The following is a 16,235-nucleotide window of genomic DNA, read 5'->3' on the forward strand; positions in this document are numbered from 1 at the left end:
GAATCTAAGGTCGATCCAGGCTGTTAGCGCTAACAGTCCGGGAGGATCGACGATGACCGCACCCGAACTCACCCGGGAGCTGTTCGGCCAGGCCGGCGGCACCGACGTCCACCGGTACACGCTCCGGCACCCCGGCGGGCCGGTCGTGCGCGTGCTCGACTACGGCGGCGTGCTGCAGTCACTGGAGGCGCCGGACCGCGACGGCCGCCTCGCCAACGTCGTCCTCGGCTTCGCGGACCTGGACTCCTACGTCGCCAACAACCACCCCGAGGCGGACCGGGTGTTCCTCGGCGCGGTGATCGGCCGGTTCGCCAACCGGATCGCCGGCGGCACGTTCACCCTCGACGGCGTCCAGTACCGGGTGCCCCTCAACAACGGCAAGAACAGCCTCCACGGCGGCCCCGCCGGATTCGACACGCGGCTCTGGTCGGCGGCCGAGGTCCGGGACGACGACGGCGTCGCCGTGCGGCTCACGCTGATCAGCCCGGACGGCGACCAGGGCTACCCCGGCCGGCTCACCACCGAGGTCACCTACCGCCTCGACGCGCGCGGCCGGCTGCGCATCACCTACCGCGCGACCACCGACGCGCCGACCGTGGTCAACCTGACCAACCACACCTACTGGAACCTGGCCGGCGAAGGGACGGGCGACGTCCACGAGCACCGGCTGCAGCTCGCTGCGACCCGGTACTGCCCGACCGGCGAGGACCTGATCCCGGCGGGCGACCCGGTCCCGGTCGCCGGGACGCCGTTCGACTTCCGCGCGTGGGCGCCGATCGGCGCCCGGGTCGGCGAGCCGGACCCCCAGCTGGTGATCGGCCGGGGCTACGACCACAACTGGGTGCTCGACGACGGCGCCCCGTTCGCCGCACGCGCGTGGGACCCGGCGTCCGGGCGGCTGCTCACCATGTGGACGACCGAGCCGGGCCTGCAGTTCTACTCGGGCAACTACCTCACCGCGGACCTGACCGGCACGAGCGGCCGGCCCTACCACCGCGGCGCGGGCTTCGCGCTGGAGGCGCAGCACTTCCCGGACTCCCCCAACCGGCCGGACTTCCCCAGCACGGTGCTGCGCCCGGGCGAGGGCTACCACCAGGAGACGGTGTTCGCCCTGACCACCGCGGACGAGCCACCGGTGGCGTGAACGACAATCGCGGGGCGAACGCGGAGTCCCGCCGCTAGCCTCGCCGGTCATGGGAGATCTTTCCGCCGTCGCCGCGGACCTCGCGCCCACCGGCACGCTGCGCGCCTCGATCAACCTCGGCAACCCCGTGCTCGCGCACGGCACGCCGGCGGAACCGGGCGGGATCACGGTCGACCTCGCGCGCGAGGTGGCCGCCCGGCTGGCCGTGCCGGTGGCGTTCGCCTGCTTCGACGCGGCCCGCAAGTCGTTCGAGGCGCTGACCTCCGGCGCGGCCGACCTGGGTTTCCTGGCGATCGAACCCGCCCGCGCGGCCCAGGTGACGTTCACGGCGCCGTACGTCCTCATCGAAGGCGTGTACGTCGTCCCCGACGGCTCGCCGTTCGCTTCGCCGGACGACGTCGACCGGCCGGACGTCCGGATCGGCGTCAAGCAGGGGTCCGCGTACGACCTGTACCTGACCAGGACCTTGCAGCACGCGACGATCGTGCGCGGCGAGGACGGCCTCACCGCGTTCGAGGACGGCGGCCTGGAGGTCGCCGCCGGGATCCGCCAGCCGCTGACCGCCTACGTCACCGCTCACCCCGGCACCCGGGTGCTCCCGGGGCGGTTCATGGAGATCCGCCAGGCCGTGTGCACCACCCCCGACCGCCGGCCGGAGACGGTCGCGTTCCTGCACGACCTGGTCGAAGAGCTGAAGGCCACGGGCCTCGTCGCCGAGGCCCTGCGCCGCGCGAACCAGGACGCCACGGTCGCCCCGCCGGCCTGACGGCTAGCGGCCGGTCACCCCGTCGATCAGCTCCCGGCCGATGTCGACGTGCCCGGCGTGCCGGGCGAAGTTCTGCACCAGGTGGCACAGGACCCACGCGAAGGTGGGGTGCTCTTCGGCACCGCCGCGGCGGGTCGTGCGGGCGGCGCGCGCCCCCAGCGGTGTGACGGCGGCGAGCCGGGCGCAGTTTTCGCGCTCCGCGAGGAAGAAGGCCGTGAGGTCGGCCGAGGGTTCCTCCGGCGCGACGAACCACTCCTGCTCGGCGGTGCGGGGCCAGCTGAAGTCGACGTCCTCCCCGGCGAAGACGTACCGGATCCAGAACCGTTCGGTGCACGCCAGGTGCTTGACCATGCCCAGCGGCGTCCACCCCGAGGGCACCACGCTCCGGCGCAGGTCGTGTTCGGAGAGACCGTCGAGCTTGCGCAGGACGGCGGCGGCGCTGTGGCCGAGGTAGCCCACCAGCAGCGCACGCGGATCGGCCAGGGTCGGCGGGGGTTCGGGCGTCTCGACCATGATCGAAAAGGTACGGGCGGCCGCCCGCGACACCGGGTTCCCGCGCCCTCACGACGGGGTGACCGGCAGTCCCCTTGGCCTGCAAACCCCGGAGTCATCGAACCAACGGCATGCTCCTCTCATATCTGTCGTCATCGGTACGACATTGCGCCTTCTCGACGGTCGCAACGAGTGCTACGTTCCACGGGAGGAGCCGGATCGAGGCAGAGGAGCGGCGATGAGGCTTTCTCCCAGCGCCCACAAGGACTCGTTCTGCCGCGACCGGCTGCCGCCGGCCGAGCAGTGGCCGCGGCTGGTCTTCGACCTGCCGGAGCTGCACTACCCCGACCGCCTCAACGCCGCGACGGCGCTGCTCGACGAGACCACCGCCCGCCTCGGCCCGGACCGCCCCTGCCTGCGCTCACCGCACGAGACGTGGACCTACGGCGACGTCCTGGCGCGCGCCAACCGCATCGCGCACGTCCTCACCGCCGAGCTCGGTGTCGTGCCGGGCCACCGCGTGCTCCTGCGCGGCACCAACACGCCGTGGCTCGCCGCGTGCTGGCTCGGCGTCCTCAAGGCCGGAGCGGTCGCGGTCACGACGATGCCGATGCTCCGCCGCGGCGAGCTCGACAAGATCGTCGACCGGTCCCGGCCCACGGTGGCCCTCTGCGACGAGCGCCTCCTCGACGAGCTGCCGCCGGACCTGCCTGCCGTGCCCTACGGCACCGAGCTCGCCGAACGCTGCGCCCGCCACCCGGCGACCTTCGCCGACGTGCCCACCGCTGCCGACGACGTCGCCCTGCTCGCCTTCACCTCCGGCACGACCGGGACACCGAAGGCCACCATGCACTTCCACCGCGACCTGCTCGCCATCGCCGACACGTTCTCCCGCCACGTCGTCCGCCCCACCGCGGACGACGTCTTCTGCGGGACCCCGCCGCTGGCGTTCACCTTCGGCCTGGGCGGCCTCCTGGTGTTCCCGCTGCGCGCGGGCGCGTCGGTCCTGCTGGTGGAACGCGCGACTCCCCGGGAGCTGGCCTCGATCGTTGCCCAGCACGGCGTGACGGTGCTGTTCACCGCCCCGACCGCCTACCGCGCGATCCTCGGTGCCGGCGACGGCACCCTGCTGGCCGGCGTCCGCCGCGCCGTCTCCGCCGGGGAAGCCCTTCCCGCCGCCGTGGCCGAGCGCTACCGCGACACCGTCGGATCGCCGTTGATCGACGGCATCGGCAGCACGGAGATGCTGCACGTGTTCATCTCCGCGGCCGGCGACGACGCCCGCCCCGGCCGGACCGGCAAGGTCGTCCCCGGCTTCCGCGCCGCCGTCCTGGACGCCGACGGCCGTCCGGCGCCGGACGGCACGCCCGGGCTGCTCGCCGTCCAGGGCCCCACCGGCTGCCGCTACCTCGGCGACCCCCGGCAGACCGACTACGTGCGCGACGGCTGGAACATCACCGGCGACACCTACGTCCGCGAACCCGACGGCTACTTCCGCTTCGTGGCGCGCAGCGACGACATGATCGTCTCCTCCGGTTACAACATCGCGGCTCCCGAGGTCGAAGAAGTGCTCCTGACGCACCCGGACGTCGAGGAGTGCGCGGTCGTCGGCACGCCCGACCCGGATCGGGGTGCCGTCGTCACCGCCTTCGTCGTGCTCCGGCCCGGCGTCGCCCCGGGCCCGGACGTCGTGCACGCCCTGCAGGAGCACGCCAAAGCCGTTGCCGCGCCGTACAAGTACCCGCGCCGGGTGCGCTTCCTCGACACGCTGCCGCGCAATGCCGGCGGCAAGCTGCAGCGATACCTGCTGCGCGAGCGCTGACGGGGGTGACGGGCCCGCTGCCGAGGTGGGGTGGCGGTGGGCCCGTCACGTCTGAGGGGGGTCGAGGACATGGCACAAGCGTAGCCGAGGATTCGAACACATGTTCAGGGCCGATCGGGTGGATTGCAACTACGAGCGGTCACCGAAGGCCGCGACTTCTCCCGCGTTACAACACTTCCGAGTGACAAACAGTCCTCAGTGGACACTGAACGACCACCGCAAACGAGCCGACACCGCCGCGCGGGACGTCGTCACCCCCACCGCCGGCGGGCCGCCCGATTCCCCCGCCGTCACCGGCGAAACTCCTCACACCGCCGTGACCTGCACCGAGGACCATCACCCTGGCGTGCCGCCGAGGCGGTGGAAGCCCCGGAGACCCGACCCCATAAAGTCTTCGCGCAGCCATCGGAGGTGACCACCCGCGTGCCCGACGTCGACTACTACGAGGTGCTCGGCCTCCGCCGCGACGCCACGGCGGCCGACGTCAAGACGGCCTACCGCAGGCTGGCCAAGACCATGCACCCGGACGGCGGCGGCACTGTCGGCACGTTCCGGCTGCTGCGCGAGGCCTACGAGGTCCTGGGCGACCCGGTGGCCCGCGCGCGCTACGACGCCGTCGGCGCGGCCGTGGTGCCGGTGCCGGTGCCGGTCCGGCCGCGGCCCCGGCGGCGCTTCGGTGACGAGCCCGGCTTCGTCCCCGACCTGCCCGAGCTCGACGCCGAGGACCTGAGCTGGTGGCACTTCGCCGGCGAGGACACCCGGATGCGCCACGGCCGCCGCCGCGGGCCGGGGCACACGCCGGTGGTGGTCGCGGTCGCCGGGATGGTGCTGGTGCTGCTGCCCCTGGTCACCGGGGTCGGGTTCAGCACGCCGGTGCTCATCGTCTGGCTGCTGCTGACCGCGGGCACGGCGTTGCTGGTCCAGCGGCTGGCCCGCGGGTACCTGCGCGCGGCGAAGGCGCGCGAGGCGTACGCCGAGGAGTTCGGCGGCCGCACGGTGTTCGGCTCCCCCGGTACCGAGCGCGACGAGCTGGCCGAGCGGCTCACCGCGGACCTGCTCGAGGGCTACCTGACCCGGCTGCCGGGCGCGCGCATCTTCCACGGCCTCGCCTGGCCAGGCTCGGTGTTCGCCGACGTGGACCACGCGGTGCTGTGCGGCAAGCGGCTGGTGCTCATCGAGTCGAAGCTGTGGCTGCCGGGCCACTACGAGACGGCGGAGGACGGCAGGCTCCTGCGCAACGGCCGCCCGTTCCGCGGCGGCGGCAGCCGGCTCACGGAGAGCCTCGCGGCCTACCGCGACCTGCTGCCGGGCGTAGCGCTGCGGGGCGTGATGATCGTGTACCCGAGCCGCAGCGGCGAGCTGACGACGGCGGATCCCGGCGACCTGCCGGTGGCCCCGATGACGCCGGAGGAGTTCCTCCACGAGATCGGCGAGTGGCTGGCCGCCGATCCGTCCACTGTGGACCACGAGACGCTGCGCACGATGCGCGACCAGGTGGTCGGCGGCGGCCGGGCGGCATGAGCAGCCCCCGATTTCCACGCTACCGGAACGCACCGACAGTTCCGGGGCCGGCGGGTCGCGCAGCTCCGAAGTTCACACATGACCGCGGCGCCGCCGCAACCGGCGAAGGCGGCCGCGCGGCGTGAGCCCGGCCGCCACCCTCGGCACCGTCCTCCTCGCCTACCTCCCGGCCGCCGTCTCCCCCGGGCCCAACTTCGTGCTCATCGCGCACACCGCCGCGGCCGGCACCCGTCGCGCGGCGGTCGCCGTCGCGCTCGGCGTCGTCGCCGCCGGCGGGCTGCTCGCCTCCGTGGCCGTGTTCGGGCTGGGTGCCGTCCTGGCCCGCGAACCGTGGCTCGCGACCGCCCTCCGCGTCGTCTGCGGCGCCTACCTGGCCTGGCTCGGCCTCCGCCTGTGGCTGACCGCCCGGAACGCGGAAACCGCGCCACCCGACGCCCACGGCAGCGCCTTCCGCCGCGGCGTCCTGAGCAACCTGACCAACCCCAAGGCCGCGGCATTCTTCGGCAGCGTCCTCACCGCGACCCTGCCGCCGTCCGAACCCACCGCCGTCAAAGCCGCCGCCGTCGCGCTGATCGTCGCCGCGTCGGCCGCCTGGCACCTGAGTGTGGCGCTGCTGTTCTCCTCCCCCACCACCCAGCGCTGGTACACCCACGCGAAACCGGCCCTCAACCGCGTTGTGGGCACCGTTCTCGTCGTCCTCGGTGTCGCCCTCGCCGTAACGCCGTGAAGGCCTCCCCGCGGCAGCGAGGAGGCCTTCACGAACCGGATCGGAACTACCGGGTGCCACCCGAGGCGCGCTGCTTCTGCGCGTGCGCGGAGCGGGTGCAGACCTCGCCGACGTCGACCGTCTGGCCGCGGTCGGCGTAGACGTCCGCCACGCCGACGAGCTTGCCGCTCGGCGACGAGCAGGTCAGCTGGTAGGCCTCCTTCGTGCCGTACGTCGGCGGGGTCGGCGACGAGAACGAAACGTCGCCGGTCCAGTCGTCGACCGCACTCGGGTCCGCCTGGTCGTAGTTGACCACCACGGCCTTGTAGTCACCCGCGGGCGGGTCGAACAGCACGGCGTGCTCGGACGTCGTGCCGCCGTTCGCCGACGAGCTGACCAGGTTGCCCGCCGAGTCGTAGATGAACAGGTCCCAGTCGGTCGACGTGCTCGCCCAGTTGATGTTGACGCTGAACTTGCCGTTGTCGACCTTCGGCAGGCCGTCGACGTGGAAGGTGAACGTGTCACCCGCCGGGTCGGCCGGGTAGTTCTGGTTGATCGGCGGCACGCCTGCCGGGTTGGTGACCGGGAAGCCCTGCTGCGCCGGGCCCTGCGGGTCGCGCCCGTACCGGCCGGCCACGTACGGCCGCGTCGACGGGTTGACCGACCAGGCGAAGCGCCCGCCACTGGCGGTGAACTTCGAGTTCAGGTCGTCGGTGATGTAGATCGGCGGCTTGGTGGAGCCGTCGGGCTGGATCACCGGCGACGTCGGCGTCTGGAACGTCTTGTGCAGCTTGAGCTGGTAGTTCTTCGGCGCCGAACCGATCAGCGTCGAGTGCTGCTGCGGGTCGGCCGCGTTGCCGAGCATGTCCAGGAACGCCTGGCGGTTGCCGCCCTTGCCGGCACCGGCCGCGGGGGCCAGGCCCTCGTACTCGGCCACGACGCTGTCGGCGTAGGGCCCGTGGAAGCCGTTGCCGCCGACCTCGATGGTGAAGCCCCAGCCGCCGGTGGCCCAGTACGACCAGTCCTCGGTGGTGCCGGTCGTGTCGTAGAGCGCCCAGCTCGGCTCGCTGGTGTAGCCGTTGCGCGAGGCCAGCTTGTCGCCGAGGGCCTTGTAGGCCGGCTCCTCCAGCGGCGGCCGGACGTCCGCCACGCCCGGCGGGCGCAGCACCAGCGCGGCGACGGTGTGCATCGTCAGCAGGTTCGTCACCTGGCGCGAGGACACGATCGAGCGCACGTTCCGGACCTCGGGCTCGCTGAACGGCGCGGACCCGCGGAAGGTGTCGCCGCTCCAGGCCAGCTCGGCGCCGTTGCCGCCCCAGAAGCCGCCGTAGTTGCGGTTCGGGTCGGTGCCGCGCACGCGGCCGCCCGGGTTCGCCTTGCAGACACCGGTCGCGAACTGCGGCGGCGAGTCGTTGACGTTGCAGTTCTTGCGCTTCATCTCGTAGTCGAAGCGCGTGAAGTCACCCTTGGGCTCGGCCTCGCGGGAGATCTCGAAGCCGTCCGGGTTGATGATCGGCACGACGATGTTGCGCGTCTTGCTCACCAGCGACCGGATCGCCGGGTCCTTGGCGTAGCCGTTGATCAGCTCGTACGCCCATTCCATGACGTGCTCGCCGGCCGGCCACTCCCGGGCGTGGTGCACACCCATGGTGAAGTTGACCGGCTTGCCGTCGGTCACGTTCTTGACGTCCGTGGCGATTTCGACGCCGACGACGTCCCGGCCCTCCCACGTCGATTCCGGCATGGTGAACGCCGAAACCAGGCTGGGGTTCTTGCGGGCCAGCTCCTTCATCTCGAAGTTGTACTCGTAGAGGTGCCGGTAGCTGGTCCGCCCGGACGGCAGCGCCGAAGCGGCGGTCTTCGCGGCGTACTGGCGGTCGGTCTTCGCGTCCTGGACCGACTTGGCCGACAGGTCCGCTTCGATGACCTTCGACTTGAAGCCGCTGTCCTTCAGCGTCTTGCGGTCGGCGTCACCGGCGAGCACGACCTCGACCCCGGTCGCGTCACCCTTCTCCGTGACGTCGAGGCCGAGTGCGGTCAGCTTGTTCTTGTCGGCGCGCGTGGGCGTCTCGACGCGGACGAGCTCCGCGCGCTGCGCGGCCGCGGCCGCACCGGTCGGCGTGCCCTGCGGCGTCAGCGCCAGGAAGTCGACGCCGAGCTGGACCTGCCCGGCCGAGCCGCCGTACCGGCAGCCCTGGACGACGAGCTCCTGCCCCTTCTTCACGAAGCTCTCGGCGAGTTCGTGGCTGCGCAACGCGGCCGAAGCGGCGACGACCGCGCCGGTGGCCTTGTCGAAGACGGCGACGTCCCAGTCGCCCTCGGCGCCCGGCGTCGCCTTGAGCCGCGCCTGGACCAGACCGTCCACGGTGGAGGTCAGCTCCCGGCGATCGGTGCCCGAAGTGCCCTTGGGCAGCACTTTTTCGAAGCACGAGCGGGCCACCGACTTGTCGGCGCGCAGGATGTTCTGCGCCGCACCCGCCGTGCCCGACGGCAACGCGACGAAGGTGCCGGCCAGTGCGACGGCCGAAGCCAGCATCACCAGCCGTCTTGGTGAATTCCCCACAGGTAGAGACCTCCTCGACACCATGCCGGCACGCACGGACGTACCGGAACCGAGCGACCATAGTGGAGGAAATCCGGCTGCGGACACCGCCGTAAGTCGTACAGCGTTCAACCCGCTCCGCCCGTTTCACGGGAGTTCAACCACCGGTCGGCTACCGTCGGTCCATGGTCACGTTCCCTGCGCGACGATTGTCGGTCGCGGTTTCGCTGACGGGCATCGCGGCCTTGGTGCTCGGCGCGGCTCTGGTGCTGCTGCTGCAGGTCATCCCGCCCACGGACGAAATCAGCGTCACCCGCCGCACGATCAGCGAATACGGCCTGTCCGACCACAAGTGGGTCTTCGACCTCGCGGTGGTCCTGGTCGCGCTCGGCTCGGCGGCCGGGCTGGCGGTGCTGCGCGGCCAGCGGCGGCTCCCGCTGCCCGCGGCCATCCTGGGGACACTGTGGACAGTCGGGCTCCTGGTCATCGTGGCGTTCCCCAAGCCGGACTGGGCCACGGTCTCCCGCGCGGACTTCGGCGGCACGCTGCACCGGATCGCCAGCGTGGTGGCGTTCGTGGCGCTGCCACTGGCGGTGCTGGTCGCGGCGCGCACGGCGTTCCCCTCGTCACCGCGCCGCCGCTGGACGGCGATCGTGCTGGCGCTGCTGTCACTGTGCTGGTTCGCGGTGATCCTGGGCGCGGTGGTCGTCGCGGCGGCGGAAGACGGCCGGTGGTGGACGTTGATCCCGCTCGGCCTGGTGGAGCGCGGGATGGCGCTGACGGAACTGCTCGCGCTGGGCGTGCTGCTCGCGCCGGTGGGCGTAACTGCGGATGATCGGTTGGCGACTAACCGGGAGTGAGTGGTGATCCGCTGCCGGTTCTGTCCGACCTGACCCCCTCGGAAGAACACCTGCTCGACGGTGCGCGACGAGGCGCGATAGCGCAGGTCAGCGGGTTGCGGGTGCATCTCGTCGAGGTTGCCGCGCCTGAGGTTCGCGGTCGTTTCATCCGGGAGTTGCTGCTCGGCCGGCATGGAGACCTCGACCCACGAGGTGTCCGGCTGACCGGGGCCCGGATCACCGGCGACCTCGATCTGGCGCATGTCCGAGCCAAGTCCAGGCTTTACCTGAGCCGATGCACCATCGGCGGTTCGTTCTCCGCGGTGAATGCGCAGATCGAGAGCCTGACCTGCACCGACTGCCGGATCCACCGCTTCCGCGCCGACCAGGTCCGTATCGATAACGCCCTGAACCTGGCACGGACCCGAGTCACCGGCACGAGCAGCCCGCTGAGCCTGCGCAACGCTCACGTCGGCGCACTGGATTGCACGGAGCTCGAGGTGTACTGGGCCTCCGGTATCGCCTTCGACGCCGACAGCCTGCACGTCGACGGCGATCTGCTCCTCCGCCGTGCCCGCATCCGCGGCACCGGCCAACGCGGAGCACTGCGGTTGCCGAACGCCAGCGTGGGGGGTCAGCTGAGTGGCTTCAAAGCGCGAATCGTGAATGGTTCAGGACCCGCTGTCCATGCCGACGGCGTGCGGGTGCACGGCGACCTCTTCCTGAACAACGCGTGGCTCGAAGGGGCCGACCAGCACGGCGCGGTGCGGTTGCCGGGAGCGGAAATCGGTAGTCAAGCCGACCTCAGCGACGCCCGGGTCACCAATCCTTCCGGCCCGGCAGTGACGGCTGACAACATGCAAGCGAACGACTTGCACCTCATGGATTCACGGATCATGGGCGCCGGTCCAGGTGGAGCACTTCGCCTCCCGGCAGCACGCATCAGCGGTCAACTGCACGGTCACGCACTTGAGGTGGTCAACCCGTCCGGACCGGCGATCGATGCCGACGGCCTGGCCGTGAGCACCGAGCTGTACCTGCGAAAAGCTCAGCTGACAGGCGCGGGTGAACACGGCGCCGTGCGCCTCCTCGGGGCGACCATCGGCGGGCAGTTCGTCGCGGAAAAGCTCCGGGCCGACAATCACTCCGGCCCCGGGCTTGCCGCGGACGGCATCAAGGTGCACAACAACTTCTCCCTGACCGGAGCGCACATCGCCGGCAGCGGCCCGCGCGGCGCAGTCCGACTGGTCGGCGCTCGTCTCGGCAGCCAGTTCCAGTGCGACGGAATGCAGGCCGTCAACGCCTCAGGCCCTGGACTCTCCGCGGACCACCTGGTCGTCGAAAGCAGCCTGTCACTGAGGAACGCGCGCATCGCCGGCGCCGGCGATCATGGCGCACTGCGGCTGCATTCCGCCAAGGTGAGCGGGCAGTTCGACCTCCGTGCCGCATGGATCCGGAGCGCCCACGGTGCCACCATCGGCCTCACCAGCGCCCAAGCCGGTAGCCAGGTTTTTCTTCCCGCCCGGCTGGTGTGCCCGCAGCCGTGGGGCCACTCATGCCGCTGGTCCACCGCCATCGACCTCGAACACTTCACATTCGGGTCGCTGGCTTCCTTGTCCTGGCGACAGTGGCTGCACCTGATCCGCTTTCACACGCCTGAATACACCCCGTCCCCCTACCAGAAGCTCGCCGCTGCGGAACGAGCCGCCGGCCACGACGGGAATGCCCGCCACATCCTCATCGCCCAGCAGCAGGATTTCCTGCGCCGCGACGCCGATGCGCTCGGCGGGCGGCTCACCCGCTTCTTCCACCGTTCCTGGGGCGTCCTCGCCGGCTACGGCTACCGCGCCCGCCGAACCGCCGCTGCCCTTGCACTGGCTCTCCTCGCGGCCGTCACCGTCGGCCTCGTCGCCGGGCACATCACCGACGGCGCCCACCACGCCGCCGAGCGTGTCACCAGCTTCGCACTGCCCATCGGGCAGCCTTGCACGCCGGTGGAACTCATCGGCGTCGGGCTCGACCGGGGCCTCCCCCTCTCCCCCACCGGCGTCCGCACGCGCTGCGACCTCAACACCGAAACCACCGCAGGTCAGTGGCTCACTCTCCTGATCTGGCTCATCCAGGCCGCGGTGTGGGGCCTCGCGACGCTGGCCCTTGCCGGGTACACCGGGCTGATCCGCAAACCCGCCTGATCAGCCGAGATCCGGTTGATCGAACGTCGCAACGCGGATCCGGTGCAGCGGTCGATAACCTACACTGTAGGTACGCCGACGGAGGGGGATGTCATGACCGGAGCCCTGGCCTGGACGAAGCCCGTGGTGCGCTGGGGGCTCGGCCACGCACTCCCCCGGACCGTGCTGCGCCGCGGCGCCAAGCGCGGGGACCTGCAGGGCCGGATGGTGGTCGCCGCGGCCGGAGGGCAGGACCTCACCGGGTTGTTCGAGGAGATCCGCGGGGCGGGCCCGCTCGCGCGCACCCGGTTCGGCTGGATGACCACCACGCACGCCGCCGTCCGGGAGGTGCTCTCCAGCGAGGACTTCCGCGTCGGCGTCCTCGGGTCCGACGGCTCGGCGCTCGGCCGGCTCGTCGAGTGGTCGGCCGGCGAGCACCTGCACCCGGTGCGGCCGCCGTCGCTGCTGGCCGTCAACCCGCCCGAGCACACCCGCTACCGCAAGCTGGTCACCGGCGTGTTCACCGTGCGCGCGGTGGAGCAGCTGCGCGGCCGGGTGCAGGAGATCGCGGACGGCCTGCTCGACGCGCTCGACCCCGGCGCCCCGCTCGACCTCGTCGAGTCCTACTGCGGCCTGCTGCCGGTGACGGTGATCAGCGAAATCCTCGGCGTGCCGCCGTCCGACCTGGGCAAGGTGCTTTCGCTCGGGGCGGCCGCGGCGCCCAGCCTCGACCTCGGGCTCGGCTGGCGCACGTTCCGCGACGTCGAGACCGCGCTGGCCGAGTTCGACACCTGGCTCGGAGAGCACCTCGACCACCTGCGCCGCCACCCCGGCGACGACTTGTTCAGCAAGCTCGTCGCGGCCCGCGACGGCGGCGTCGGCCTCACCGAGACGGAGCTGAAGTCCACCGCGGGCCTGGTGCTGGCGGCCGGGTTCGAGACGACCGTCAACCTGCTCGGCAGCGGCATCGCGCTGCTCGCGCAGGATCCCGGGCAGCTCGCCGTGCTGCGCGAACGGCCGGAGCTGTGGGGCAACGCCGTCGAGGAAGTGCTCCGGTACGACCCGCCGGTGCTGCTGACCGGCCGGGTGGCCACGCGCGCGACCGAGGTCGCCGGGGTGCCGTTGCCCGGCGGGGCGCTGGTCACGACCGTGCTGGCGGGCGCGAACCGCGACCCGGGCGTCTTCGCCGATCCGGGCGTCTTCGACGTCACCCGGTCCGGGGCGCGCGACCACGTGTCGTTCGGCGCCGGCCGCCACCACTGCCTCGGCGCGTCGCTGGCGCGCATGGAGGGCGAGATCGGGTTGCGCACGATCTTCGACCGGTTCCCCGGCCTGCGTGTGCTGCCCGGCGGCCGCCGCCGGTCGACGCGCATCCTGCGTGGCTACGAAACCCTGCCGGCGGTGCTGACGCCGTGACGGCCCGCCGGGGCCGGCCGCCCCAGAGCGTCCTGTCACGCGAACGGATCCTGCTCGCCGGGCTGGCGCTGGTCGACGAAGAGGGCCTGGCCGCGGTGAGCATGCGCAAGCTGGCGCGGCGGCTCGATGTCGACCCGATGAGCCTGTACAACCACGTCGACGGCAAGGACGCGCTGCTCGACGGGATCGCCGAGGTCCTGCTCGCGGCGATCCCGGCGGCGCCGGTCGGAGCGGACCTGCGGGAGACGATGTCGGCGCTGGCGCACGGCTTCCGCGCCGCGATGCTCGGCCACCCCCGGGCGGCGCCACTGGTGCTCACCCGCCGGCTCGCGTCGCTGACGGCGCTCACCCCGCTGGAGGCGGTGCTCGCGCCGCTGCTCGCGGCGGGGTACCCGCCGGACCGGGCGGTGCACGGGCTGCGGGCCGTGCTGGCGTTCCTGATCGGCACGCTGATGCGCGAGGTCGACGCCGCACCGACGTTCGGCGGCAGCGTCCAGCGGCTCGCGGACCTTTCGGCGTCCGGGCTGCCGGCGGTCACCGTGGCGGCGCCCTACCTGGCGGTGTGCGACCACGAGGCGGAGTTCGAATTCGGCCTGCGGATCATGCTGGACGCGCTGGAGAGGCCCTAGCGGATCCGTTCGTGCAGCGCGGCCATCCGCCGATCGAGGTCGGCCGCCGTCCGCGCCGCGGCGGCGAGTTCGCCGGCGAAGTCGGCCGGGACGCTGTCGCGGTACTTGTAGGAGAGCTTGTGCTCGACCGCGGCCCAGAAGTCCATGGCGATGGTGCGCAGCTGGACCTCGACCTTGACCTTTTCCACCCGGTCGGAGAGGAAGACGGGGATGCGGACGATGAGGTGCAGGCTGCGGTAGCCGTTCGCCTTGGGGGTGGCGATGTAGTCCTTGGTGCGCAGCAGCTCGACGTCGTCCTGCGCGGTGAGCATCCGGGCGACTTCGTGCACGTCGGAGACGAACGGGCAGACGACCCGGATCCCGGCGATGTCGTCGAGCACGTGCGCGGCGGACACCCAGTCCCCGCCGAGCCCCCGCCGGCGCACTTTTTCCTTGATCGCCTCCGGCCGCTTGACCCGGCTCGTGATGTGCTCGATCGGGTCGTGCTGGTGGACGAAGTCGAATTCTTCGGAGAGGATCCGCAGCTTCGTCATCAGTTCTTCGATGGCGAACTTGTACATCAGCAGAAAGCGCGGAAGCTGCCCGGCGACGGCGAGCTCGTCGGCCGCCTCGCGCAGGTCCTCGGCCGCCGGGTCGGTGGTCACTGAAGCCTCGTGGTGCTGTCGTCGGTCGTTGTCCGGGCGCCAGGGTACTGCGCTCTGTGGGGAGAACGAACGGGGACGGGGTGAAGTTCCCGTGGGTCACCGGATCGGGTGGCGGGCCGCTGCTGCAGTGGGCTCGGCCACCGGGCTGCTGCTGAAAAGCCCCCGGCCCGGACCGGGGCGTGGGGCCGCCGGTCCGGGGTTCGGGGTCGGTCAGCGTCCCGCGGGTGCCTTTCCGGCCGCAGCCACCGCCTCGGCGACGCACTGGACCGCGGCCGCGCCGGCCTGTTCGGCCTCGTCCGCCTTGGTGCCGGCTTTGTTCTCGGCCTTGTTGTTCTGGGCGTTCATGTCCTGCGCGCCCTGGTCCTGCGCGTTCTCGTCCTTGGCCTTCTCTTCGGCGGCCATCCCCTGCTGCGCCGCGGCAGCGGGGTCGGCGGCCTGGGCGACGCAGTTCAGGATGCCCGCGCAGTCCTGCGCCGAGAGGACGATCCGGCCCGCGCCCTGCTGCTCGCCGGCCATGCCGTTCTGCTTCGCCGCATCCTTCTGACCGGCGGCTTCCTTCCCGGCGGCCTTGCCGTTGTCCGCCGCCATGCCGTTCTCGTCGGCCATGCCCTGCTGGTCGGCCATGCCGTTCTCCGCGGCCATCCCCCGCTGGTCGGCCATGCCGTTCTCGTCGGCCATGCCCTGCTGGTCGGCCATGCCGTTCTCCGCGGCCATCCCCCGCTGGTCGGCCATGCCGTTCTCGGCGGCCATGCCCTGCTGGTCGGCCATGCCGTTCTCCGCGGCCATCCCCCGCTGGTCGGCCATGCCGTTCTCGGCGGCGGCGCCGTTCTCCTCGGCCTTGCCGTTCTGGTTCGCCATGGCGTTGCCGTCCGCCAGGGCCGCCGCCTGGGCCACGCACTTCTGGACCACCTCGCAGGCCTGGGCGGCCGCAGCGTTCTGATCGGCCGCCTTCCCCGCTGCCCCCTTCTTGCCCGCCATGCCGTTCTTGCCGGCGCCCATACCGTTCTCGGCGTCCGCACCGCTTCCGGCCGCCATCCCGCTCTCATCAGTGGCGCCGCCGGCCATCCCGTCCTCGGCCGCGGCGCCCTTCTTGCCCGCGGCCTTCTTCCGCCCAGCCGCGTCCTCCCCCGCCACGTCCTGCGACGCCGCCACCGCCGCGCACTGCACCGCCACCTCGTTCGCCGCCGGCTGGTTCCCGCACCCCGCCGCCTTGCGGCGTTGCTCCAGCTGGTCCACCACCGCCTGGCGGTTCGCCATCCGCGCCTCCGACTGGGCGTCCGGAGCCGTGCGCTGGCTCGCGATGAACGTCAGGTTGATCTGCACCGCCGCGTCGAGACCGCCGCACTGTTCCGTGGCCGCGTTGCTCGCCGGGCTGGTCAGGGCGATGGCCGCGGCCGTTGCTCCGGCCACGCCCACCAGTGCGGCGAGTCCGATCGTCGCGGGTTTGCGGTGTCGTCCGGTCGTGCGCACGTGGGGCATCAGCCCCTCCTCTCGGGTCGCCACCTCACCCGTCCACACGGACAAATCGGCGAAGCGGTTCACC

General features: G+C 71.9%; 13 protein-coding genes. 9 read left to right on the forward strand and 4 right to left on the reverse strand.

Features of this window, described 5'->3' with window-relative positions:
* The first annotated feature begins 52 nt into the window (after positions 1-52).
* Positions 53-1,144: an aldose epimerase family protein gene (locus tag HUT10_RS05380; RefSeq protein ID WP_176170148.1), complete on the forward strand. Its 1,092-nt coding sequence runs from the start codon at positions 53-55 to the stop codon at positions 1,142-1,144.
* A 49-nt stretch (positions 1,145-1,193) separates the two neighbouring features.
* On the forward strand, positions 1,194-1,910 hold the full coding sequence (locus HUT10_RS05385; RefSeq protein WP_176170149.1) for a transporter substrate-binding domain-containing protein: 717 nt from the start codon (positions 1,194-1,196) through the stop codon (positions 1,908-1,910).
* Positions 1,911-1,913: 3 nt separating this feature from the next.
* Here HUT10_RS05385 and HUT10_RS05390 read toward each other — a convergent pair whose 3' ends face one another.
* Positions 1,914-2,423, reverse strand: coding sequence for a DinB family protein (locus HUT10_RS05390; RefSeq protein ID WP_176170150.1), 510 nt, complete (start codon positions 2,421-2,423; stop codon positions 1,914-1,916).
* A gap of 217 nt (positions 2,424-2,640) precedes the next feature.
* Between HUT10_RS05390 and HUT10_RS05395 the strand changes: the two genes are divergently transcribed.
* The 3 genes from HUT10_RS05395 (at position 2,641) to HUT10_RS05405 (ending at position 6,472) form a co-directional block, all read left to right on the forward strand.
* Positions 2,641-4,224: an AMP-binding protein gene (locus HUT10_RS05395; protein ID WP_176170151.1), complete on the forward strand. Its 1,584-nt coding sequence runs from the start codon at positions 2,641-2,643 to the stop codon at positions 4,222-4,224.
* A gap of 423 nt (positions 4,225-4,647) precedes the next feature.
* Positions 4,648-5,745 carry a DnaJ domain-containing protein gene (locus tag HUT10_RS05400; RefSeq protein WP_176177682.1) on the forward strand — a complete coding sequence of 366 codons (1,098 nt, stop codon included), beginning with the start codon at positions 4,648-4,650 and terminating at the stop codon, positions 5,743-5,745.
* A 121-nt stretch (positions 5,746-5,866) separates the two neighbouring features.
* Positions 5,867-6,472 (forward strand): LysE family translocator, encoded by a 606-nt coding sequence (locus HUT10_RS05405; protein ID WP_176170152.1) that lies wholly within the window; start codon positions 5,867-5,869, stop codon positions 6,470-6,472.
* A 46-nt stretch (positions 6,473-6,518) separates the two neighbouring features.
* Here the strand turns inward: HUT10_RS05405 and HUT10_RS05410 are convergent, their stop codons facing one another.
* Positions 6,519-8,987 carry a M14 family zinc carboxypeptidase gene (locus HUT10_RS05410; RefSeq protein WP_176177683.1) on the reverse strand — a complete coding sequence of 823 codons (2,469 nt, stop codon included), beginning with the start codon at positions 8,985-8,987 and terminating at the stop codon, positions 6,519-6,521.
* Between the two features lie 191 nt (positions 8,988-9,178).
* On the opposite strand from HUT10_RS05410, the gene HUT10_RS05415 reads away from it, so the two are divergent.
* From HUT10_RS05415 to HUT10_RS05430, 4 genes are all read left to right on the forward strand, one after another.
* Positions 9,179-9,853 carry a DUF998 domain-containing protein gene (locus HUT10_RS05415; protein WP_254896694.1) on the forward strand — a complete coding sequence of 225 codons (675 nt, stop codon included), beginning with the start codon at positions 9,179-9,181 and terminating at the stop codon, positions 9,851-9,853.
* Positions 9,850-12,024: a hypothetical protein gene (locus tag HUT10_RS05420; RefSeq protein ID WP_176170153.1), complete on the forward strand. Its 2,175-nt coding sequence runs from the start codon at positions 9,850-9,852 to the stop codon at positions 12,022-12,024. Before HUT10_RS05415 ends, HUT10_RS05420 begins: the two co-directional genes overlap by 4 nt.
* Before the next feature lie 93 nt (positions 12,025-12,117).
* Positions 12,118-13,419, forward strand: a complete 1,302-nt coding sequence (locus tag HUT10_RS05425) for a cytochrome P450 (RefSeq protein ID WP_176170154.1) — start codon at positions 12,118-12,120, stop codon at positions 13,417-13,419.
* Complete coding sequence (locus HUT10_RS05430; protein ID WP_254896695.1) at positions 13,416-14,048, forward strand: TetR/AcrR family transcriptional regulator C-terminal domain-containing protein; 633 nt, start codon at positions 13,416-13,418, stop codon at positions 14,046-14,048. Before HUT10_RS05425 ends, HUT10_RS05430 begins: the two co-directional genes overlap by 4 nt.
* Here the strand turns inward: HUT10_RS05430 and HUT10_RS05435 are convergent.
* Together HUT10_RS05435 and HUT10_RS05440 are read right to left on the reverse strand one after the other, a co-directional pair.
* The gene (locus HUT10_RS05435; RefSeq protein ID WP_176170155.1) at positions 14,045-14,692 is read right to left on the reverse strand and encodes a GTP pyrophosphokinase family protein; all 648 of its coding nucleotides are present in this window, start codon (positions 14,690-14,692) and stop codon (positions 14,045-14,047) included. The two genes, HUT10_RS05430 and HUT10_RS05435, sit on opposite strands and share 4 nt — an antisense overlap.
* A gap of 210 nt (positions 14,693-14,902) precedes the next feature.
* On the reverse strand, positions 14,903-16,171 hold the full coding sequence (locus tag HUT10_RS05440; protein ID WP_176170156.1) for a hypothetical protein: 1,269 nt from the start codon (positions 16,169-16,171) through the stop codon (positions 14,903-14,905).
* Positions 16,172-16,235: the final 64 nt, after the last annotated feature.

It is taken from the genome of Amycolatopsis sp. Hca4 (genome assembly GCF_013364075.1).
GTDB lineage: Bacteria > Actinomycetota > Actinomycetes > Mycobacteriales > Pseudonocardiaceae > Amycolatopsis.